Source organism: Microcoleus sp. FACHB-68, assembly GCF_014695715.1.
Taxonomy (GTDB): Bacteria; Cyanobacteriota; Cyanobacteriia; order Cyanobacteriales; family Oscillatoriaceae; genus FACHB-68.
The window spans coordinates 315144-335557 of sequence record NZ_JACJOT010000003.1; the positions used below are offsets into that span (position 1 = coordinate 315144).

General features: G+C 46.7%; 18 protein-coding genes. 8 read left to right on the forward strand and 10 right to left on the reverse strand.

Going from position 1 to position 20414, the window contains the following annotated elements; translation table 11 throughout:
- The first annotated feature begins 3 nt into the window (after positions 1-3).
- Positions 4-1050 (forward strand): pentapeptide repeat-containing protein, encoded by a 1047-nt coding sequence (locus H6F73_RS03740; protein ID WP_190757461.1) that lies wholly within the window; start codon positions 4-6, stop codon positions 1048-1050.
- 200 nt (positions 1051-1250) lie between these two features.
- Here the strand turns inward: H6F73_RS03740 and H6F73_RS03745 are convergent, their stop codons facing one another.
- Positions 1251-2633, reverse strand: a complete 1383-nt coding sequence (locus H6F73_RS03745) for an aminopeptidase P family protein (protein WP_190757462.1) — start codon at positions 2631-2633, stop codon at positions 1251-1253.
- A gap of 69 nt (positions 2634-2702) precedes the next feature.
- Here H6F73_RS03745 and H6F73_RS03750 point away from each other — a divergent pair, with 69 nt between their 5' ends.
- Entirely contained in the window at positions 2703-3137 is a 435-nt protein-coding gene (locus H6F73_RS03750; protein WP_190757463.1) for a DUF4332 domain-containing protein, read from the forward strand.
- Between the two features lie 353 nt (positions 3138-3490).
- On the opposite strand, the gene H6F73_RS03755 is transcribed toward H6F73_RS03750, so the two are convergent.
- Positions 3491-3676, reverse strand: coding sequence for a hypothetical protein (locus tag H6F73_RS03755; RefSeq protein ID WP_190757464.1), 186 nt, complete (start codon positions 3674-3676; stop codon positions 3491-3493).
- A gap of 277 nt (positions 3677-3953) precedes the next feature.
- On the opposite strand from H6F73_RS03755, the gene H6F73_RS03760 reads away from it, so the two are divergent.
- Complete coding sequence (locus tag H6F73_RS03760) at positions 3954-6548, forward strand: tetratricopeptide repeat protein (RefSeq protein WP_190757465.1); 2595 nt, start codon at positions 3954-3956, stop codon at positions 6546-6548.
- A 166-nt stretch (positions 6549-6714) separates the two neighbouring features.
- Here the strand turns inward: H6F73_RS03760 and H6F73_RS03765 are convergent, their stop codons facing one another.
- The 5 genes from H6F73_RS03765 to H6F73_RS03780 all read right to left on the reverse strand — a co-directional run bounded on the left by H6F73_RS03765 (position 6715) and on the right by H6F73_RS03780 (position 10503).
- Positions 6715-7569, reverse strand: a complete 855-nt coding sequence (locus tag H6F73_RS03765; protein ID WP_190757466.1) for a hypothetical protein — start codon at positions 7567-7569, stop codon at positions 6715-6717.
- Between the two features lie 66 nt (positions 7570-7635).
- Entirely contained in the window at positions 7636-9087 is a 1452-nt protein-coding gene (locus tag H6F73_RS03770) for a calcium-binding protein (RefSeq protein WP_190757467.1), read from the reverse strand.
- Between the two features lie 153 nt (positions 9088-9240).
- Complete coding sequence (locus H6F73_RS26870) at positions 9241-9363, reverse strand: hypothetical protein (RefSeq protein ID WP_277882579.1); 123 nt, start codon at positions 9361-9363, stop codon at positions 9241-9243.
- Positions 9364-9391: 28 nt separating this feature from the next.
- Entirely contained in the window at positions 9392-9709 is a 318-nt protein-coding gene (locus tag H6F73_RS03775) for a hypothetical protein (protein ID WP_190757468.1), read from the reverse strand.
- A gap of 176 nt (positions 9710-9885) precedes the next feature.
- The gene (locus tag H6F73_RS03780; RefSeq protein WP_190757469.1) at positions 9886-10503 is read right to left on the reverse strand and encodes a TetR/AcrR family transcriptional regulator; all 618 of its coding nucleotides are present in this window, start codon (positions 10501-10503) and stop codon (positions 9886-9888) included.
- A 403-nt stretch (positions 10504-10906) separates the two neighbouring features.
- Here H6F73_RS03780 and H6F73_RS03785 point away from each other — a divergent pair, with 403 nt between their 5' ends.
- Positions 10907-12418, forward strand: a complete 1512-nt coding sequence (locus tag H6F73_RS03785) for a pitrilysin family protein (RefSeq protein WP_242072329.1) — start codon at positions 10907-10909, stop codon at positions 12416-12418.
- On the opposite strand, the gene H6F73_RS03790 is transcribed toward H6F73_RS03785, so the two are convergent.
- A complete protein-coding gene (locus H6F73_RS03790; RefSeq protein ID WP_190757510.1) occupies positions 12352-12600 on the reverse strand; it encodes a hypothetical protein in 249 nt (82 codons plus the stop codon). The two genes, H6F73_RS03785 and H6F73_RS03790, sit on opposite strands and share 67 nt — an antisense overlap.
- Before the next feature lie 36 nt (positions 12601-12636).
- On the opposite strand from H6F73_RS03790, the gene H6F73_RS03795 reads away from it, so the two are divergent.
- Both H6F73_RS03795 and H6F73_RS03800 read left to right on the forward strand, forming a co-directional pair.
- Positions 12637-14121 carry a pitrilysin family protein gene (locus H6F73_RS03795; RefSeq protein ID WP_347239471.1) on the forward strand — a complete coding sequence of 495 codons (1485 nt, stop codon included), beginning with the start codon at positions 12637-12639 and terminating at the stop codon, positions 14119-14121.
- Between the two features lie 666 nt (positions 14122-14787).
- Complete coding sequence (locus H6F73_RS03800) at positions 14788-15702, forward strand: hypothetical protein (protein ID WP_190757470.1); 915 nt, start codon at positions 14788-14790, stop codon at positions 15700-15702.
- A gap of 102 nt (positions 15703-15804) precedes the next feature.
- Here H6F73_RS03800 and H6F73_RS03805 read toward each other — a convergent pair whose 3' ends face one another.
- Positions 15805-18633, reverse strand: a complete 2829-nt coding sequence (locus H6F73_RS03805; protein ID WP_190757471.1) for a zinc-dependent metalloprotease — start codon at positions 18631-18633, stop codon at positions 15805-15807.
- An 89-nt stretch (positions 18634-18722) separates the two neighbouring features.
- On the opposite strand from H6F73_RS03805, the gene H6F73_RS03810 reads away from it, so the two are divergent.
- Positions 18723-18971: a hypothetical protein gene (locus tag H6F73_RS03810; protein ID WP_190757472.1), complete on the forward strand. Its 249-nt coding sequence runs from the start codon at positions 18723-18725 to the stop codon at positions 18969-18971.
- Positions 18972-19255: 284 nt separating this feature from the next.
- Positions 19256-19531, forward strand: a complete 276-nt coding sequence (locus H6F73_RS03815) for a hypothetical protein (RefSeq protein ID WP_190757473.1) — start codon at positions 19256-19258, stop codon at positions 19529-19531.
- 184 nt (positions 19532-19715) lie between these two features.
- Here the strand turns inward: H6F73_RS03815 and H6F73_RS03820 are convergent, their stop codons facing one another.
- Positions 19716-20078, reverse strand: a complete 363-nt coding sequence (locus H6F73_RS03820; protein WP_190757474.1) for a HetP family heterocyst commitment protein — start codon at positions 20076-20078, stop codon at positions 19716-19718.
- Between the last annotated feature and the right edge of the window lie 336 nt (positions 20079-20414).

Below are 20414 nucleotides of genomic sequence, written 5' to 3' on the forward strand. Positions count from 1 at the left end.
GATATGAATGAAGCCGATCTGTTGCTGAAACAAGGGATTTCACAATATCAAACAGGTGAGTTTGAAGCTGCCTTACAGTCTTGGCAACAAGCACTGGCAGCCTATCAAAATATTCCTGATCGCCGTAAGGAAGGGGCGGCGATGGGGAATTTGGGGGCGGCTTACCAGGCTTTAGGAAATTTGACAGAAGCAATCGCTTGTTATCACCGGCATCTAGAAATTGCCCAGGAAATTCAAGATCGGCGCGGCGAGAGTAATGCGCTGTTGAATCTAGGAAATGCTTTTTATGCGTTAGGAGAGTTCGCCCGTGGTATGGAATACCAGCAGCGGCGGCTGGGTATGGCGCGAGAAATGCAAAACCGGCTTGATGAGGGACAGACGCTGGGAAATCTCAGATTAACTTATCAGGCTTTGGGAGAGGATGAGCCGGCAAGTGAGTGTCATCAGACGCAGCTAGAAATTGCACGGGAGTTGTTTTTAGCGGGGACAGAAACAGATTTCGTGGCACTAGCGGAAAGTTTAGGATTGAATACGGTTGAGGATCTTGCCGGCGCTGATTTAAGTGGTTTTAACCTGCACTATGCCGATTTGTGTGGGGCGAATTTAATGGGTACGAATTTGACGGGTGCGAAGTTGACGTTAGCCGATCTTGCCGGGGCGAATTTAAGTGGGGCAAATTTATCGGATGCTCAATTAGTGAATGCAAATCTTGCCGGGGCGAATTTAAGTTTGGCTAATTTAATTGGTGCTGATCTGCGGACAAATCTGAGTAGTGCTAATCTTACCGGCGCACAGATGAATGAGGCGAATTTAAGCAGTGCTTATTTAAGCCGTGCGAATCTTGCCGGTGCTCATTTGCATGGTGCTAATTTAAAGGATGCGGATCTGACGGGGGTGAATCTTGCCGGCGCTGATTTGAGTGGTGCTGATTTAACGCGGGTGAATTTCACAAATGCGAAGTTGGAAAAAACTCGCTTTGCCGGCAATTCAGGAGTTTGTGAGGAAATGAAGCGAGAATTAAGCCAACGTGGCGCAATTTTTGAAGAGTAATTTTACGGCTGGAATGCTTCTTTAGCTATCTTTTCCAGATGGTTTGTGAATTCTGGGAAAATCCCGTCTTGTTTGGCAAATCGCTTAGGTTATACTTTGATCATATTTTTTAGATTTTATAAGTTTGTTGTCTACCATGAAAGGAAAAATAACTTTATTTTCTTCAATCCAATTAAAGTTATTTTTCTGAGTTAAGCAAGTCAATTGGCTCCAATCAAATCCTCAATTTCTTCTGCTTTATTCGGCAAAGCTGCTGTCAAAATTTCAGTACCTTTTCCCGTAACTAATACATCATCTTCAATCCGAATTCCGCGCACATCGGCAAATTTTTCTAATTTATCCCAGTTCACGCTATTCTGATGTTTTGAGCGTAAATTTGGGTCATTTAAAATCGCCGGCACTTGATAAAATCCAGGCTCAATCGTGACTAACATTCCTGCACTTAAGAGGCGATTTAAGCGGAGATAGCCTAAGCCAAAGCGATGACTTCTGACTCGATCTTCTTGGTAGCCGGCCAAATCTCCCAAATCTTCCATATCGTGAACATCTAATCCGAGTAAATGTCCGATTCCGTGAGGGAAAAATAAGGCGTGAACATCCATTTCTACTAAATATTCAGCAGCACCGCGCAAAATTCCTAAATCGACTAATCCTTGGGCGATAATTTGGCAGGCAAGGAGATGAATATCCCGATAATCTACGCCAGGGCGGATTTTTTCAATACAAGCATCATGGGCGGCTAAAACTATGTCGTAAATATCGCGCTGGGTGGGAGAAAATTTGCCAGAAACCGGCCAGGTGCGCGTCACGTCAGCCGCCCATCCTAAAGTTGTTTCAGCGCCGACATCTGCTAACAGTAAATCGCCGGGTTGTAGGGGGTGATGATATTGATCATTGTGCAAAACTTCTCCGCAGACAGTGACAATGCTGGAATAGGAACAGCCCATATTATGTGATATAATATGGCTCTCCATTGCAGAACGAACACCGGCTTCGATTTCGGCTGTCTGTGTTGCTCTCATTCCGGCTTTGTGCGCTTCCACTGTGACAACACCGGCTTGTCGCAATTCGGCTAAGGCAGCATCATCATGAGTGAGGCGCAGGGAGATGATTGCTTGGGTTAATTTTAAATCAATTCCTTCGGGTGAATTGGCAGGAAAAATAGGCCGATTTAATATTTGAGACTGTTGCTGTTGCGTTGCCATATTTTGCACAGCAATAGTGCCGGCATCGGCAGCGCGGGATGGCAATTCTGTCATGGGAAATGCGGCATCTGCACCGATAACCGTAGCAATTTCGTCACGTTTCGGCATTTCTCCATGCCATAGCGCACTATCAGCCGGCGCATCATCCATAAACAGTTCCAACTTCCCGGCTTCTAGGCGAATTGCGGCATTTTCTATTGGCAAGCCGGCAAAATAAAGGAAGTGACTGCTGGCACGAAAAGGATAGGTATTGGCGGGAAAATTGCGTGAACAACTGTGTCCTGACCAAAGAATAACCGGAAAATCAATTAATTTGGCTAATTGCTGCCGGCGGCGACGTAGTGCCGGTGCCATAGAGAAATCTTTAGGAATGTGCATAATAATGTCAATGACAGATTGGGTATTTTAGATTGTAGATTTTAGATAGGTCATTTAGTCAAAAATTTTATGAAAACTTCTAAGCAAACTCATCAAAATGCGATCCAAGGGCGGAATTGGCCCATTGATCAATTGCCGGGATTGAGCGCTCAAAATCAATCTCAACTCGAAGAATGCGGCATTACCACGACAGCACAACTGATTAAAAAAGCCGGCACTCCTGCAAGCCGGTTAGCGCTGGCAAATCAATTGCAAATTCACATTCAATATGTTAATAAATGGGTGGCGCTGGCAAATCTGGCTCGCATTCCTAGCGTTGGCTGTCAATATTGCGGACTTTTGCTGCACGCCGGCATCGCTTCTGTGGCGCAATTAGCGCAAACGCCGACTCACAGATTACATCAACAAATTCTCCGCCTGCAAGTGGCGACGCTGCAACGCCGCGATCTTTGTCCCTCTGTTGAAGAAGTGGCGCAGTGGATTCAACAAGCGAAATTACTTTAAAAATTGAGGGAAAGAAATAATCTTGAACTCATTATTTGCTGAGGGTGAAAGAATGAGCATTCCAGAATTTTTAATCGCGGATTAAACCCAGATTTTATATCAGTCCTCTTTAGAGGACTTTCGCTATTAGCCTGGGATTTGAATCCCAGGCGGTTACGGGGTCAAGCGCTTAGCCCGCCAGCCCGCCTGGGAGTTAAGTCCCTAGCTAATAGCTAAAGTCAGTTGAAACTGACTCATATCAAGTCGGGTGCATCCCTGATTCCTAATAATATTGGGAAAGTGGGAGCATCTTGCTCCCTAAAATAACAGTTTGGAAGGATACCGGCACGCGGCCGGCACCCTAAGATTAATCATTATTCATCTTTATTATTTTTGTCCTTGTAAGTAGCAATATGAATAGTTGTCATCCCGACATCTATTACAATCCCTAAAGCCGGATGAAGGAAGCCGGCACCCACACCGATTGCAAATTCAGTCAGCAGAGTGGCGATAAAAATTTGTTTCTTGGAAAATTTGGGTTTGCGTTGTTGCGGTTTCATGGAATTCAACCTCTTTCTCGTCGTTGAATTCACGATATTTTTGGGGTAGTGAGGCAAAGCAAGACGCACACTTGCACCTCTGAAAAGCTGTGTATAATCAGAGAAATCAGTAGTTTGGGGTAGATGAATGGTTTAGGGTATCCCCAAACTTTGTAGTGTTGCAAGTCGCCCCCCTAACCCCCCAAAATTGGGGGGAACCGGCATTCAAAGTCCCCCAGAATTGGGGGATTTAGGGGGCAGATCAAGAGATCCCCAATCTTTAATCCCCAATTATTCTATGGCACGGCCTTCCTACGGTGAAGAAGTCAAAGCACGGGTAAAGCGTCTGTTTGAAGCCTTACTGGCTTATGTCAATGATGAATATGAGGAGGGGAATAAAATCTCGATTCAGTTTACCCGGCAGAATGAGACGCAGATAGCTATCAGGGGAAAGCGCAGATGTCTGGAAGAATTGACGCTAAAGGATAAGTACGAAGGCAAGTTAACTGACGCGCAAGTTCGGGAAGCACTCAAACGTTTAGAAGACTTCTTGGGAATTCTGGAAGATAACCGCAGCGCGACCCAAGGATCAGAAGAGTGGCATTTTACGCTGAAACTGTGGCACAAGGATAAAGCAGAGAATCTTAGGCAGTTTGATATTGAGTGGGAAGCTAAACGTCCTGAAAAATCCAAGCAAGCGGCTGCAAAATTGTCTCCGCCTCCCATAAATCCGCCAACTGTTAATCTTTCTACTGCCACTCCTCTCAACAATTTGGGGCAAAAAGGTATTGTTAACCCAGAGGAATTTATTGGGCGGGAAGAAGAATTAGACAAGATCCGCGAGTTGTTGCAGCAGGGAAGCCGAGTTGCGAGCTCTGCGATTTCTGGCATGGGAGGAGTGGGGAAAACAGAACTCGCCCTGCAATATGCGCGTCGCCATCTTGATGATTATCCGGGTGGAGTTTATTGGTTCTCGGCAAAAGCCGGGGATGTGAAGGCGCAGTGGGTGGAATTTGCTATCGCTTATTTTCCTAATTTTGCGATACCCGATCAACTCGATACTTTGATTCGCAAGGTTGAGTATTGCTTCCAGCAATGTCCACCGGGGAATGTGCTGGTGATTTTTGACGATGTTTCTGATTACAACGCAGTAAAAGATTGTGTTGATGTAATGCCGCCACGCTTTAAAGTGTTGCTCACCACGCGGTTGCAGTTGGGGGCAAAGGTGCAAACTTTGACGCTGGATGTACTTACCCCAGATCAGGCGATGGCGTTATTAACATTGCTGGTGGGAGATGGGCGCATTCAACAGCAATTGGGGGAAGCAGAAAAGATGTGTGCGTGGCTGGGATATTTGCCCTTGGGTTTGGAATTGGTGGGGCGATATCTGCGGCGAAAACCGGATTTATCTCTGGCGGAAATGCTGCGGCGATTAGAAGAGAAGCGCTTGCAACAACCTGCCCTGCAAAAGCCAAAATCGGAAGCCGATATGACAGCCTCCCTCGGCGTACAGGCAGCCATTGATTTAAGTTGGCAAGAATTGGATGAAGCGGCGAAGCAATTAGCGTGCTTGTTGGGGGTGTTTGCCCCGACTGCGATTCCCTGGTGGCTGGTAGAAAAGTGTTTGCCTCTTGCAGATACAGAAGAGTTAGAGGAAACGCGAGACGAGAGTTTAGTGAATTTGCATTTGTTGGAACGCACAGAGAAGGGGATCTATCGGCTGCACCCCCTGATTCGGGAATATTGCCGGTTGAAGCTAGAAGAATTTGCTCAAGTTGAGTCATGTCAGGGAAAGGCTGAAGGGTTAAAACAAGCCTTTGTCACTGCATTGGTGGATGTGGCAAAACAAATTCCCCAACAAATTATTACCCGCGAAGAAGTTGCCTCCCTCAGTCCTGCCATTCCCCATCTAGAAGCCGGTGCTTCCCACCTGTCTGACTATGTGGAGGATGAGGATGTAACAGAGCCGTTTTTAGGGTTAGGCTGGTTTTATCAAGGTCAGGCATTATATGAACCGGCAGAAGTTTGGAAAAAGCAGTGTGTCGTAGTGGCGGAACATCGTTTGGGTTCGGAACATCCAGATTTAGCCACCGGCCTCAGCAACTTAGCCAATCTTTACTATGCACAAGGACGCTACAGCGAAGCGGAACCTTTATACCTGCAAGTGGGGGAAATCGACCGCCAAAGCTTACCAGACAACCATCCCGATTTAGCCACCCACCTCAACAACTTAGCCAATCTTTACTATGCACAAGGACGCTACAGCGAAGCCGAACCTTTATACCTGCAAGCCTTGGAAATCGACCGCCGCCGCAGCTTGCCAGAAAACCATCCCGGTTTAGCCCCCCACCTCAACAACTTAGCCTTGCTTTACGAGTCACAAGGACGCTACAGCGAAGCCGAACCTTTATACCTGCAAGCGTTGGAAATCGTCCGCCAAAGCTTGCCAGACAACCATCCCGATTTAGCCACCCACCTCAACAACTTAGCCAACCTTTACCGAGAACAAGGACGCTACAGCGAAGCCGAACCTTTATACCTGCAAGCGTTGGAAATCGTCCGCCAAAGCTTGCCAGACAACCATCCCGATTTAGCCACCCACCTCAACAACTTAGCCGGTCTTTACTATGCACAACGACGCTACAGCGAAGCCGAACTTTTATTCCGGCAAGCATTGGAAATCGTCCGCCGCAGCTTGCCAGACAACCATCCCGCTTTAGCCACCCAACTCAACAACTTAGCCTTCCTTTACGAGTCACAAGGACGCTACAGCGAAGCGGAACCTTTATACCAGCAAGCATTGGAGATTCTTGAGAGTCAGTTAGGATTAGAGCATCCGTATACTATTAATGCCAGAAAAAATTTTGAATATTTAAAAGGTTTGCAACATTAGGGGGCGTAATTAATCACACATCCTACTACTTTTTTATTACTGAACTAAGGGAGTATTCTATTTTTGTAAATTTGTAGTGCGGGAAGGATGCTTGCGTCTGATATTAGCCAGCATCTCGATCCCACTGCTGGTATCTTTACAAACGTGAGATGCACTCCTTAACTCGCTACAGGCCGGCTTGTTGTAAAGCTTTGTTTAGATTTTCTGTAATTTTTAAAGATTCAGCCCAAAACTGTAAGTAATTCATATCTAAAGAATTTTGCTGAACTTTCAAAACCCCTAAAACATCTCTCCATTGTTTTTGTGATTCTTCTCTAGAAAGTCGATAGCAAACAAGTTTTTGCAGGATAATATCTTCTGGAGAATAAACATAAAGCCCTTCAACCAACCGCCGTCGATTCAGTTTAGATTGGAAGAAAGGCTCGTCCTTATTGATCACAAAAAAATCAACTTTTTCTATCAATTTTTGGCTCATAGCATTAAAAGAGCTATGGTGCATGACTGCTTCTCTAACAGCTTCACGACTGATATAAAAATCAGTTTTCATTTCTTGAATAAGTTGCTCAGCTTGCTCTAAAGAGATATCAACAATTAAGTCTAAATCAGCCGTTTGTCTGTTTTCTCCCCATAAGGAACTAGCAACAGAACCCCCAATCGCATAAACAATTCCTAACCGATCTAAAATCTTAACAACCTCCTTGGCTAGCTCAATCGGGTCAGCTATCAAAATCTCTTCTCCATTTAATTCTTTATCATGCAAAAGTTGAAAATAATGCTCTCCAAAGCGCCTCTTTAAAATTTCTTTTTTAATGATATTGATTGGGGCATCAGGAAATTGATAACTCACTCCTGAAAGGACAAGTTTCCGACTAGAACGATTAAAGGATGAAAATTTTTCAATTTTTTGGGCAGGAGTGAGTTGTCGTAAAAGTTGAAACATTAAGACATCAGCATCAATACTGGTGTCCTGAGATTGAGGCACATATCCTGGTTTAACTTGTGCAGTTGGAATTTGAGGCATTATTAAGCACTGACTTACAGTTTGCAAGGGTAGGGTGCGTGACTCATGCACCCCACTTGGTACAAATTAAATTGAGATAAAATCACCGGCACTAATTGCAGTTGAGGCGATTCCTTGAATGGTTACTAATGACACCTCCCCAAATTTCACGAAGGTATCATTCCCACTCGCAGAAATAGTGAGTTGAGCAAACGTTAAGCCGGCAGCTAAAGCAATTCTATCCTCACCTTGAATAAAATCAGCAATGATATCGCCACTCATATCTTGACCAAACTCAATAGCCGCCTCAAGATCGGCACTTGTAGCTGAGAAAACAAAATTATCATTTCCTGAACCGCCGGCTATCCAATCCTTCCCTAAATCACCCGATAACCAATCATTGCCGATGCTTCCATAGAGGGTATCATTATTTTTCCCCCCATAGAGAGAATCATTTCCATCTCCGCCATTCAGCGTATCAATTCCCCTATTAGCAACCAATAAATCATTACCTGCGCCGCCACAAAGATCATCTTCTTCAGTGGCTAGCGATAAGTTGCTCAGACCAAAGTTATTGACGTTTTTGCCAACTAAAGTATCATCTCCTTCATCCCCACACAACGTATCATTTCCGGTGTCACCGAATATCAAATCATTGCCGGCTTCTCCCATCAGCAGATCACTATTTGGAAGCTCAGGTATGTTATCAGCTTCGCCACGCAGGGTATCATTGCCTTCGCCCCCAAAAAGGCTATCATCCCCCTCGTCGCCATCGAGAAAATCATCCCCACTGCCGCCAAATAACCAATCTCGTCCTTCAGGATCATTGGAGTCCGATTCGTCACCGTGGCCACGCAAGATATCATTTCCCATGTCACCGAACAGGGTATCATTGTCAAGATCACCCACGATCAAATCGTCATCTTTCCCCCCATGAACCCAGTCATTACCATTGCCACCAACAACGATATCATTACCTTCATTGCTATTGAGATAATCGTTACCATCTTGACCAAAGATTAAATCCTTTTCAAGAATATCTCCGACAGCATCACTATTCCCTTTCCCCCCAAAAATAATATCGTTTCCTAAATTCCCATACAGCGTATCATAACCGTCTTCACCCCATAACCAATCGTCATCTTTACCTCCCCAGATCAGATCCTCACCGTTGCCGCCAAAAATGGTATCTTGACCTTCATTGCCAAATAAAGAATCATTGCCGGCGTTCCCTTCAATCGAGTCACGATCTAGTTCATTTCCCACGGGAACATTACTTCCCAAACCACCTTGTAGGCTATCGTTTCCCTCTCCACCAATTAAGTGATCGTTACCCGCTTCACCCAAAACAAAATCATCACCACTATCGCCGACGATGCTATCATTACTCGCGCTTCCCTGGAGTGTGTCACTCCCCACATCGCCACTTTGCTGCGCGGTAAAAATCGTCTCAGATGTATTACCGAGCGGTAGAGTAATCTGGTTAGGAATAGTGACTATGGGACAATTGCACTCTTGATCAATAGGTTGTGTAGCCATAGGTATTGGTGTAGATGCTGGAATTGGTGTTGGTCTAGGCGTTGGAACCGGCGTTGGTGTTGGAATCGGCGTATGATCATTAGCAATCGTACCAGTCGCTAAATTCGTCGTGAATATGCCGTTGGTAGCATTAAAAAGATTGACAAAAAAGCTTTATTCTGGTTCATTTTCTGTATTACCCAACACCGGCACAGTAATCGTTTTTATTGTTTCCCCGGCAGCAAAGGTTAACGTTCCTGATGTCGTGGTATAGTCGCTTACCAATGCCAATTCCATCGGCGGTGTTACCGGCAACGAAGTTATTTTAAATTACATTATCGGCTGTTTCGATTCTTACCTCCGATAATCCTCCATTTCCTAACGCAGCATCACCCGTAACATTGCTGCCAATATAATTGCCGATAATTTCAGTGCCGGCATATCCCGGTTGCATTGTTGCATTAATAACAACGGCATCCGTAATCGTTGGCAGTGCAGTTGCCGGCACAATCGTTTGCACACCGGCACCGGCAATATTAAATGTAATCGTATCCGTGCCGGCTGTAATATCCGCATCTATAATCGCTTGTCTGAGGGAGCCGGCACCACTATCATTGGTATTTGTAACGCTAAAAGTAGCCATAATACCTCCGTAAATAGCTTGGATTTATTTCTTCAAGTTGGGATCTATTTAAACAAAAGCAAGCACAGCCGTTTAGACTTGCGTCATTGCGGCATTTATCTGACTCTACTTTGTGGCTTTACTAAATATCGGCAGGAGAAATTTAACCCGCACCCTAACCCCAAACCTTAGTGCCCCTATTCACCCTTATTTAAAACACCATTTAGGAAAATATCAGCCAAAACTTCTGCCATTTCTAACAAAGCTTGAGGAGAAGAATCTTCCTCCAGCAGCGTACTTTGGCTAAATCCTGCAACGGCAAACATTCCCAGAAAAACTTGCGCGACAATCCTAGGATTACTCTGCCGGTAAACACCCCGATCCATTGCAGTTTGAAAAAACGCCTCTGCAACGTCCGTCATTTTACCAATCACTTCTGCTTGAATGCGATCCCGTAAATCTGGATGAAACTGCGCCTCCAGAAAACACACCCGCATCATGTCGGCATTATCTCGCAGATGCAACATTCGCCGGCGCATCACCTGTCCCACTGCTTTATAACTGCCCATTTCGCTCAATTCCGTGAGCAAATCAGTAAGAATATCTACCCATCCCTGAGTCGCAACCTCTACCAAAATCGCTTTTTTATTAGAAAAATGGCGAAATAAGGTGCCCTCAGCCACCCCCGCGTCAGCCGCCAAATCGCGGGTTGTGGTGCCCTCGTAACCTTTGTTAGCGAACAACCGCTGTGCTGATTGCAAGATGCGGGTGCGCGTTTGAGCTTCAGACGGAGGTTGCCGGTTAAACAAGCGCATAGTAAATCTATTAATAAAGAGACTGAGTATCTGTACCGTTATTCTCCTATGCTTAGCTCGTGAATCGGCAAAACTTTCATAGTTCGTTAAGCTTGAAGGCTATTTTTTTAATAAAACTTTCGTTATTTCCCCGTAGGTTGGGTTGAGCAAAGCGAAAACCCAACTATTTTAACGAGTTTGTTAGGTTGTGTGAAATCCAATGATGTTGTTGGGCGAAGTTGGGAAGTTGGGTTGAGGCACGAAACCCAACCTACGAATCAAGGGATGTTAAATAAACCAGGCCACCTGAAATTCCTTATCCTAGGAATAGCAGCGTGTGAATTTGTATTCTATGAGTCCAATCGATCCATTCGAGTCGTCTCGCAGCCGGCAACCCAAGGCCGCATGGCAGCGCATCACAGTTATGATTTTGGCAGTGGTGCTGCTGTGGTGGGGGTTGCCACCGGCACCGGCTTTCGCCCGTACCCCGCAAACGGGCACACAGGCTCAATCGATCCAGCCTTATTTAGATCGCGTCATTGAGCGGATCAATGAATTTACCCTCGATAACGGGATGAAATTTATTGTCTTGGAACGGCATCAAGCGCCGGTGGTTTCCTTTCTCACCTATGCTGATGTCGGCGGTGCCAATGAGCCAGAAGGCAAAACCGGCGTCGCGCACTTCCTAGAGCATTTAGCCTTTAAAGGCACAACCCTGATAGGCACACAAAACTACCAAGCGGAAAAGCCACTGCTCGATAGGCTGGATCAATTAGCGAAGCAGATTCGAGCCGCAAAAGCAGCCGGTAAAGAAGCCGAAGTCACACAACTTCAGGCAGAATTTGATAAAGTCGAGGCGCAAGCCAACAGCATTAGCGAGCAAAATGAACTTGGTCAAATTGTGGAACAAGCCGGTGGCGTCGGACTCAATGCCACAACCTCCACAGATGCCACACGCTACTTCTACAGTTTCCCGTCCAATAAGCTAGAACTGTGGATGTCGCTAGAGTCGGAGCGATTTCTCGACCCCGTATTTCGAGAATTTTATAAAGAACAGCAAGTCGTTATCGAAGAACGCCGTCTGCGTACCGACAACTCGCCTATCGGCCAGATGATCGAAGCGTTTCTTGATAAAGCTTACCAGGTGCATCCCTACAAACGCCCCGTCATCGGCTACATGAAAGACATCCAAAACCTGACGCGCGAGGATGTCCAGCAATTTTTTAACACTTACTACGTCCCCAGCAATATCACAATTGCAGTTGTGGGGGATGTTGATTCAGCAGAAGTGAAACGGCTGGCACAGATTTATTTTGGTCGCTACAAAGCAATGCCGGCACCTCCCGATGTCGAGCTTGTGGAACCTGCCCAAACCCAAACCCAGGAAGTAACCTTGCAACTGCAATCTCAACCTTGGTATTTGGAAGGCTACCACCGGCCTGCGATGAATCACCCAGATCATGTCATTTACGAAATGATCGGTTCTCTGCTCAGCGATGGGCGCACCTCTCGACTCTACAAATCCCTGGTCGAAGAAAAGCAGCTAGCGTTAAACGCGCAAGGTTTCAGTGGGTTTCCCGGTGAGAAGTACCCCAACTTAATGTTGTTTTACGCTCTAACCGCGCCAAATCACACAGTAGACGAAGTAGCAGCCGCACTGAGCGAAGAAATTGAGCGGCTAAAAACCGAGCCGGTGTCTACTGAAGACCTGGATCGGGTGAAAAATCAAGCCCGTGCTAACTTGTTGCGATCGCTCGATTCCAACGAAGGCATGGCTGAATTGCTGTTGGAGTATGAGGCGAAAACCGGCTCATGGCGCAACCTATTCAAAGAACTGGAAGCCATTGCCGCCATAACGCCGGCAGATATTCAGCGAGTCGCCCAAACCACCTTCCGGCCTGAAAACCGCACCGTTGGGCGTTTGCTGCCGAAATAGGATTTTAAGTGCTGAGTTCTGAGTGCTGAGTGCTGAGTAGGGGAGACGGGGAGTGAAGGAGTGGGAGAGGGGCACAGTGGGAGAGTGGGAGTATTAACAATCAATGCCCCATGCCCCATGCCCCATGCCCTATGCCCCATGCCCCATGCCCCATGCCCCATTCCCCATTCCCCATTCCCCATTCCCCAAATAATCAGGAAACAGGAGAAATATTAAGTATGCAAGGCTTTGGGTTGATGAAGCGCAAAAAAGCTAGTAGATGGGCGTGGCTGCTTGTGGTAGCGATGCTGTTCGTGATGGTGTTTCGTTTGCCGGCAGCAGCGCAGGCAGCCAAACATTACACAGAATTGCAGTTTCCGCCACTGCCAGAAATTCAGGTGCCAGATTACACGCGCTACGAGCTGAAAAATGGCATGACTGTATTCTTAATGGAAGATCGCGAACTGCCTCTAGTCAGCGGTACAGCGCTATTTCGCACCGGCGATCGCTTTGAGCCGGCAGAAAAAGTTGGTCTGGCGGAAGTGATGGGCCAAGTGATGCGGATCGGCGGCACAACTGAGCATACACCCGATGAGCTGAATCGGCTGTTAGAACAACGGGCAGCTTCTGTAGAAACAGGGGTAGATAGCAGTTCAGCCAGTGCCAGCTTTAGCGCCTTAAGTGAAGATGTGAATGAAGTGTTTGGGCTATTCGCTGAGGTGATCCGCCAGCCGGTGTTCGCCCCCGACAAGTTGGATCTGGCGAAAAAACAACGCCAGGGTGGGATCGCGAGGCGCAACGACGATCCCGATGAAATTGCCGGTCGTGAATTCCAAAAACTAATTTACGGGCAAACTAGCCCTTACGCTCGCACCAGCGAGTATGCCACCATCAATAAAATTACCCGCGACGATCTCGTTCAATTTCACCGGCAATATTTCCATCCCAACAATATGATTTTGGGCATTGTCGGTGACTTTGACACGAAACAAATGCAAGCGCTAGTAGAAAAACAGTTTGGCAATTGGCCGGCTAATCCACAACTGCAAGTGCCGCCGCTGCCGCCGGTGTCTCAGGCGAACAAAGGTGGCGTTTTTTTGGTGGATCAACCCCAACTGACTCAAAGTTATGTGCAGATGGGCCACTTAGGGGGCCAGCTTAACAGTCCCGACTATGCCGCCTTGAGTGTCCTTAATGATGTTCTCAATGGTTTTGGGGGCCGGCTATTTAACCAAATTCGTTCGCGTCAAGGTTTGGCTTATACGGTTTATGGCTTTTGGAGTCCCCGGTATGATTACCCAGGCGTGTTTGTCGCTGCCGGTCAAACTCGCTCTGATGCAACGGTGCCCTTCATTAAGGCAATTATGAGCGAACTTGAGCGCATCCGCACTGAGCCGGTGACTCCCGCAGAATTGGCTTATGCGAAGGAATCTACCCTCAATTCCTTTATTTTCAATTTTGCCGATCCCGTGCAAACCCTATCGCGCCTGATGCGATACGAGTATTATGGCTACCCGGAAGATTTTATCTTCCAATACCGGCGGGCTGTTGAAGCCACAACCATTGCTGATGTGCAGCGGGTTGCTCAAACTTACCTGAAGCCTGAAAACCTCGTGACTTTGGTGGTGGGAAATGCGGAGGCGATTCAACCGTCTCTGACAAGTTTGGGGAATGGCACTAAGGTGACAGGAATTGATATTACGATTCCCGAACCGCAGAGTTAGCTGTCGGTTTGTCTGTCTAAGCCGGTTAATTTTTTCTTGGCTATCACCCAGAGAACTAGAAAAGTTGCCGGCCTCAAAAATTAGTTTTTCCTAGCGGGTGAGCAAAAAGCTCACCCCTTTTTTGTATGGACTGCAACTGGCTTTCTGCTGCAAAATTATCGTGATTCCCAGTTAAATTCATCTGGGTAAGGGCGTAGGCGTAAATCTGCACTCTGTATGGCAAATGTCCCTACGGTTCTAGCGCCGGCAACTCACACTTGCAATGAATCCTCGCCCTACGCTCACCGGCATCTGTTAACCGTTTACTTTCCCAAGTGAAAGTTAACCGTTAATTTTATATTAAATTGTAGATTTATGCAAGAACTTCAAGCCGATGTAAATTGCTGAAACTTAAATATGTGTCAGCGCTTTACTTATTGCTAGTAATTTGCATTGATCTAAATCATTGTTTCTCCCAATCACCCCCTCTCCCCCTCCTTTATTTTTTTAGTATCCTAACTCCTTGAGTTGTGGCTGATTATTGGTTCAAAAGAGCAGTAAGCTATTGTCATTTAGCAAACAGGCGGAAATCTACCTTGGGATAGATTAAGCCTAAAGGCTATACCAATTAGATGTAAAACAGCGAAACATCGAAATTGAGCCATCAATCAGAGAAGAGGAGTGACCGTGAAACAAATAATTAATAGGCGAGTGTCTTCCATCGTGACGTTCACCGCCTTAAGCGTTATGTTTGGCAGCTTGCCAGCTGCGGCAGAAACGAGTGGCGCGGCGGTACTGTCTGTTAAAGCGCCGGTTGCAGAAGAATCCCTGCAAGAGCCGGCAGCAAGCCGGTGGGAGCAAGTATCTGAGTCTGTAACCAACAAGCAAGCTCGAACTCAAGAGATCGCAATTAAGCCACAAGCAGAAGTTGAGCAAACCTTAACCGTCTTAACAGACACCGCCCCAGCGTCTGTGTCTGAGGCTGACTTGGTCACCGGCGCAGTAACGTTGCCGGCATCCACAATCCCGACTCACCGGATCTCAACTGAACCCGTGTTAGATCGTTCGTTCTCAACCGCTGCGGCTGACTTAAACCCAGCGCCGGTGAATACACAACGGGCCGGTTTTACTGAAAAGGCACCCGATGCCATTGCTCAGATTGAAACACGGACAAGAATTCCGGGAAACAACTTCATCGGGATTGGCGGTAACATTGGCGACAATGAGGACATCTTGGACTTAGTCGTTCTCAGCAAAATCAGACTGTTTGACTTGCCATTTCAAGAGCAGGCATTTAGCGTATCTGCGCGTCCCTCAGTCGCATTTAGCAACGGCATCCTAGACATCCGTGTGCCGGCGACCGTCGAATTCAGGCAGCCTACCTTTGATACCGGAGAACCGGCAGACAGGTTAGGCTTTTTTGCCGGCCCAGGCGTTGCCCTTTCCATTGACGATGACGATGACACTGAATTTGATCTCATGCTCACCGGCGGTGCAGATTACCTGTTCACCGAAGACTTAACCTTAACCGCGATGGTTAATTTCCTATTTCTGGACGACGTTGATATAGAAGGTCAGTTCGGGGTAGGTTTTAACTTCTAAGGGACTAGGGACTAGGGGCTAGGGACTAGGGAGGGAAGAGGGGGAGAAAACATAGAAAACTCCCAACTCCCCATGCCCCATGCCCCATGCCCCATGCCCTATTTAACTACTCTGTAACTGAGCATCCAACGTTTTATTAATGCGATCGCGAGTTTCTTCCAAGTGCGCTTGGGTGTAAGTGTCAAACTTCCCGCCCTTGGCAAGGGTGGTATCCAGCGATTCACCTAACTGGCGCAACTTATACCATGCCAGGGTTCGGGCGTCTTGAGGGACTTCCGACTGGCGGAGTACCATCTGCGTCAGAATATCCAAGTATTCCCGCTGCAAAGATCGGCGAAGGCTGGAAATCTCCACCGGCATCCCCTCCACCATCACCTCTGTCCACACGCCTTGCTGCAACGTGTCAAACAGTTCCGGCAGTGTTAGGGAAACTCCCGGCTGCGCCTTAATTTCCGCATCCCGCAGACGCGCTAAACGTTGGGGATGCATCAGCACTCGCAACACTACCCGCTGCAGAAAAGAAATTTGCTCGTAAATCGGATAATCTAGGCGGAAAATCGGGGCGTAGTTACCCCAGTGAACCCAGCGTGACGGCGCTAAATTATTGAGCAGTTCTGGAGAAAAATTAAACGCATTGTCATTAAAGATATACGTTTGCAAAGTCGCTAGCGCCTGACGCTGCTTGGCTGCCGGCACCGACATAAATGGAGCACGTCCGTTGGGATCGCCGGCATGGTTGCGGGTAAACGACTGCCCCCCCACATATTGCGAGACAAAATAAGCCTGCTGGAAATAGTAGCCAAACACCGTGTTAAACAACACGCGCAGCTCATTGTAACTCTCGCCCTTGGGCAAATAACGTTTTTCCAGCCGCTCCCACATATAACGGGCATTATCCATTTGCTGCTGCGAGTAAAGCAGCACGTCCCCGCTGAGATCGAATGGGTGAGCGAAGGGATTAATATCGTCAAACCAGATGTCCTCATCCGTGGCGTAAGCCAAATCCGAGTTAGGCGCACGCTGGGCAATTTTTTCGAGGAAGCGCACCTCATCTTGTGGGGCTGTCCCTGGGCCGGTTTGGTAGCCATACTGGATTGCCCACTCATCATAAGGGCCAACCACTGCTGGATAGTAATCTCCTTGCTCTACGCCAATCGGTGCTAAATTGACCGGCAAGTAGTCCATCACAGATGACGCTAACCCTTTGCTTTGGGTGATGTTGGTGTTATTCAAATCTTGAGGCATCAACATCGTGCTGGCGTGGAAATTGTGTCTCAACCCTAAGGTATGTCCGACTTCGTGGGCGATGAGCGAACGTACAAATTGATGCACATACTCTTTCATCTGCGAACTTTCAGGGCTGAGGTTATTGATTAACGACAGCGACATCGCCCCTACAGAAAACTGATCGGCAGATTGCATCCCATAGCAGAGATCGTGACTTTGCATGAGCCGGCCTAATACGGCCATTTCTTGGGCTTGATCGGGTGTGCCGGTTTTACCCTCTTTGTTAGGAAGATAGCGGGAAATCGAATTAAAGGTACATAGATCCGAGTTGCCACCAATGCCGGCAAACAAAGAGGAACTGCTTGATCGCTCTTGTTCAACAAGCGTGCCATACTCTCGCTTGATGGCTCGCACGAAATTCGCATCCACAATAATATCTGCGTCCAATATTTGGCCCGTAAGCGGATTAACCCGCGAAGGACCCATTGCAAACGCACCATCAAGAGAATTAATCCAGCGGATTGTGTTGTAACGCACATCAGCGGGGTCCCACTCAGCCTCATCCGGCATCTGCCGCACGTCTATTGCATTTTGGTATCCCGCTTTCTCAAACGCTTTATTCCACAGCAGCACCCCCTCCCGAATAGACTCGCGATATTCCACCGGCACTGCATTATCTATCCAAAATACAATCGGTTCCTTTGGAGGAGAGACTAAAGCGCTGGGATTCTGCTTTTCCAAATGCCAACGGTTGATATAACGCACAAAAGGATCTTTGTTGTGATCGTTAGAAAAATCCTTGTAGACAGTCATGAAATAGCCAACCCGATCATCAGCTAAGCGCGGACGGTAGCCGTTAGTATCATCTAGTTGGGACAAGCTGTAATGCAGGCGCAGGGTAAACGCACGGCTGTCTGGCAGGCTTGGTATATAGGTATTTTCATCGCCACCGGCAGCGGAAAAACTGTAAATCGACTCGATCTCAACGTTCATCGGGAAAGAGTTAGCACTGCCGAAATAAGATTTCTTGGCATCAAGCTCGTAAGGCGTACCCAAAACCCAATGAAAGATCGAACTTAAACCCGGAAAGTCCCCCAGCAACAACTCACCCATATCCACCAATAAGGTGTTGCGCTCAGCATCGAAGCCTTTAATTTCCAGGGAGTAGAGAACCGAGTCGCTAAACGATCTTTCTAGGGAACGTCTTTGTGGATCATCGGGATCTGTGCGGAAATTGACGTTGCGGATCACAAAATGCAAATTTTTATTGACGCGGCGGAAGTAAAACAGGTAATCTCCCACCGGCATCCCGCTATAAATGCCGCGTTCGCCAATACCCGATTCGAGGGTGACGGTACATAGAAAGTTTTTTTCAAGCTGTTCTTGGCTGATTTCGGCGAAGACTTCACCCGTGTCTTGGTTGTTATAGAGGGTGAACAGTCCCTCCAATTTTTCTGCATCTGCGACAACCGATTCAACCGCCGGCAGATCGGAAAGAACATTACTTTTCTCTTTCGCTTTAGATGAGCGAGATTCTAGTTTCTGCGCCAAAGTCGCCCAAGCCGACGGCTTGGATGCCAACCCAGCAGCCGGCACTGTTTGAGTGCGTGCTGAAGGCGCGATTCCTAAAAATAGGCCATGCAGTAAAATTGCTAAAAATAGGCCATGCAGGAGAAATAGACAGAATTTCCATAATTTTTTCATTGTATCCACCCTTAATGGCTTGTTTCGGGTTCGAGTGGCTCTCAGTTTTGTCATAATCCTCTGCATCTGGCGGGGTCATCCTGTGGGTGATGGCTGTTAGTGTGCATTCAACTGACATAGCAGAGCAAAACGAGCTGCCACAGCAAAAGGTATTTTTGCAAGAAGCCGCTGCTCTTTGGCTTTCAGGCTCAGCAGATGGTGGTTATTTGATGATGCACCGGCACAAGTACGTCGGCATATTCAGTCTTAATACCAAGCTACGTCGTCTTATAAGATTTTGCCAGGTAAATAAAGGATTGAACGCCAATCTTTACGTGATGATAAGCTTTTTAATTTAATTAGGCTATAACTGCTCTAGATGACCCGGATGCCTTGATAAACAAAGGTTTGGAGCGGCTGAATCGCATGATATCGGGGAGAGTCTCTCGCTTGAAAAATTATGACTTTTCATCGTAAATTTACTGAACGCACTTGTTGCTCTTGAAACGCTCTGCCGGCTCAAACAGGAGAAATCAAGAATTTTTCGTTCAGCTACTCTCAGGGAAAATACTGATTACTTTTGAAATTTATTTAAGATAGTTTGCTATTAATTTTACTATTTAAAATAAGCTGTATTAAATCTATGAAGTCATTTAAAAATCTTCAAATTTCAAGCAAAATTCTCAACTTCCGCAAAAAGCTACAGGTTGAGCAAATGGCTTCTTTCCCAGAACCAAATTCTCCCTTTGCCTCTGCCCCCTCTCCCTCTCAATTGGGACAGATTTTGTCAACTTGTAGTGCCGGTATCTTGCCCACTTGTTGTTATCTGTGGCAGCAAGATGCTCTAATATTTTGGCAAATCGGGGATGCTGCCTCTGTAGTTAATGTGCCGGTTAAGATTTCCCTACCTTTTGGTTAAGGGTAGAATTTAATATCTGTCGCTAATCGGGTGAAAAACCACGATTTTCAGAAAAAAGCTTATTTAAAAATACCTACAAAAAAATAGAGACGCTTTTTGGAAAAGCGCCTATGCGAAGTCGGCATGAGAATGGGTTGAGCCAATTTAAACCCTCAAGCTTTAATATTTTTAATTTCGTACTGAATCAACCGGCATCTAAATGGGTATTGCAAACTTGAGCGGGTTGTGAGCTAACCACTTCTAGGTAGTCAACTTTAGCTTTGCGGGAGGAGGAGATTGCGGCACAGGGTGCTGTGCTTCTAGAAGCGGCATCGATTGAAGCGACGTTGCTGTCATTGCCTCGGCTAACGGAAGAGTTGTCCTTTACCAGCCGATTGTAAGTTCTGTAAGGGATGTAATGGAGGGGGTTATAACCGGCAAAGCGTAGCAGTAACACACAAGCCCAAGAATACTTGCCGGCTAATATGGAATCAATAATCTCTTCCAATTGCTCGGCACTCATTGTGCGATTGACTTTAGAATTTGAATAAGAAGATGGCTGATACATGATCCTGGCTCCTGATAGGGATGTTCAAATGAGTTTTATCTAATGAATGCAACTCGGTTGCTGCTGCTTGATGGATTTCGCTAAGATATCAGCAAGGCGGCGAAGCATGAGATTTACAATATTGATGACCGCTTGCTCGAAAAAGCTGTTATCGTTGCTACATTTGCTTGGAAAACTGACTGCTCGCCTTGCCGATATCATGCTCTAGTACGCCCCAAGCAAGTAAACCTGAAATTCTACTAAGAGCCTTTGGTAAATGCACCGTCATATCAGGAAGGTTTTAAGTGAATCCACTACTGTTAAATTTACGCAGATATTTAGTAGGAATGGCAAGGG

Excerpts from the sequence above, each read along its gene's own strand:
- H6F73_RS03795 (WP_347239471.1), top strand. The coding sequence starts at position 12,637 with ATGCAAGGCTTTGGGTTGATGAAGCGCAAAAAAGCTAGTAGATGGGCG.
- H6F73_RS03745 (WP_190757462.1), bottom strand. The coding sequence starts at position 2,633 with ATGCACATTCCTAAAGATTTCTCTATGGCACCGGCACTACGTCGCCGC.
- H6F73_RS03740 (WP_190757461.1), top strand. The coding sequence starts at position 4 with ATGAATGAAGCCGATCTGTTGCTGAAACAAGGGATTTCACAATATCAA.
- H6F73_RS03775 (WP_190757468.1), bottom strand. The coding sequence starts at position 9,709 with ATGGCTACTTTTAGCGTTACAAATACCAATGATAGTGGTGCCGGCTCC.
- H6F73_RS03790 (WP_190757510.1), bottom strand. The coding sequence starts at position 12,600 with ATGGGGAATGGGGAATGGGGAATGGGGCATGGGGCATGGGGCATGGGG.
- H6F73_RS03815 (WP_190757473.1), top strand. The coding sequence starts at position 19,256 with ATGAAGTCATTTAAAAATCTTCAAATTTCAAGCAAAATTCTCAACTTC.
- H6F73_RS03805 (WP_190757471.1), bottom strand. The coding sequence starts at position 18,633 with ATGAAAAAATTATGGAAATTCTGTCTATTTCTCCTGCATGGCCTATTT.
- H6F73_RS03765 (WP_190757466.1), bottom strand. The coding sequence starts at position 7,569 with ATGCCTCAAATTCCAACTGCACAAGTTAAACCAGGATATGTGCCTCAA.
- H6F73_RS03780 (WP_190757469.1), bottom strand. The coding sequence starts at position 10,503 with ATGCGCTTGTTTAACCGGCAACCTCCGTCTGAAGCTCAAACGCGCACC.
- H6F73_RS03755 (WP_190757464.1), bottom strand. The coding sequence starts at position 3,676 with ATGAAACCGCAACAACGCAAACCCAAATTTTCCAAGAAACAAATTTTT.
- H6F73_RS03760 (WP_190757465.1), top strand. The coding sequence starts at position 3,954 with ATGGCACGGCCTTCCTACGGTGAAGAAGTCAAAGCACGGGTAAAGCGT.
- H6F73_RS03770 (WP_190757467.1), bottom strand. The coding sequence starts at position 9,087 with ATGGCTACACAACCTATTGATCAAGAGTGCAATTGTCCCATAGTCACT.
- H6F73_RS03810 (WP_190757472.1), top strand. The coding sequence starts at position 18,723 with ATGGCTGTTAGTGTGCATTCAACTGACATAGCAGAGCAAAACGAGCTG.
- H6F73_RS26870 (WP_277882579.1), bottom strand. The coding sequence starts at position 9,363 with ATGGAATTGGCATTGGTAAGCGACTATACCACGACATCAGGAACGTTA.
- H6F73_RS03785 (WP_242072329.1), top strand. The coding sequence starts at position 10,907 with ATGATTTTGGCAGTGGTGCTGCTGTGGTGGGGGTTGCCACCGGCACCG.
- H6F73_RS03820 (WP_190757474.1), bottom strand. The coding sequence starts at position 20,078 with ATGTATCAGCCATCTTCTTATTCAAATTCTAAAGTCAATCGCACAATG.
- H6F73_RS03750 (WP_190757463.1), top strand. The coding sequence starts at position 2,703 with ATGAAAACTTCTAAGCAAACTCATCAAAATGCGATCCAAGGGCGGAAT.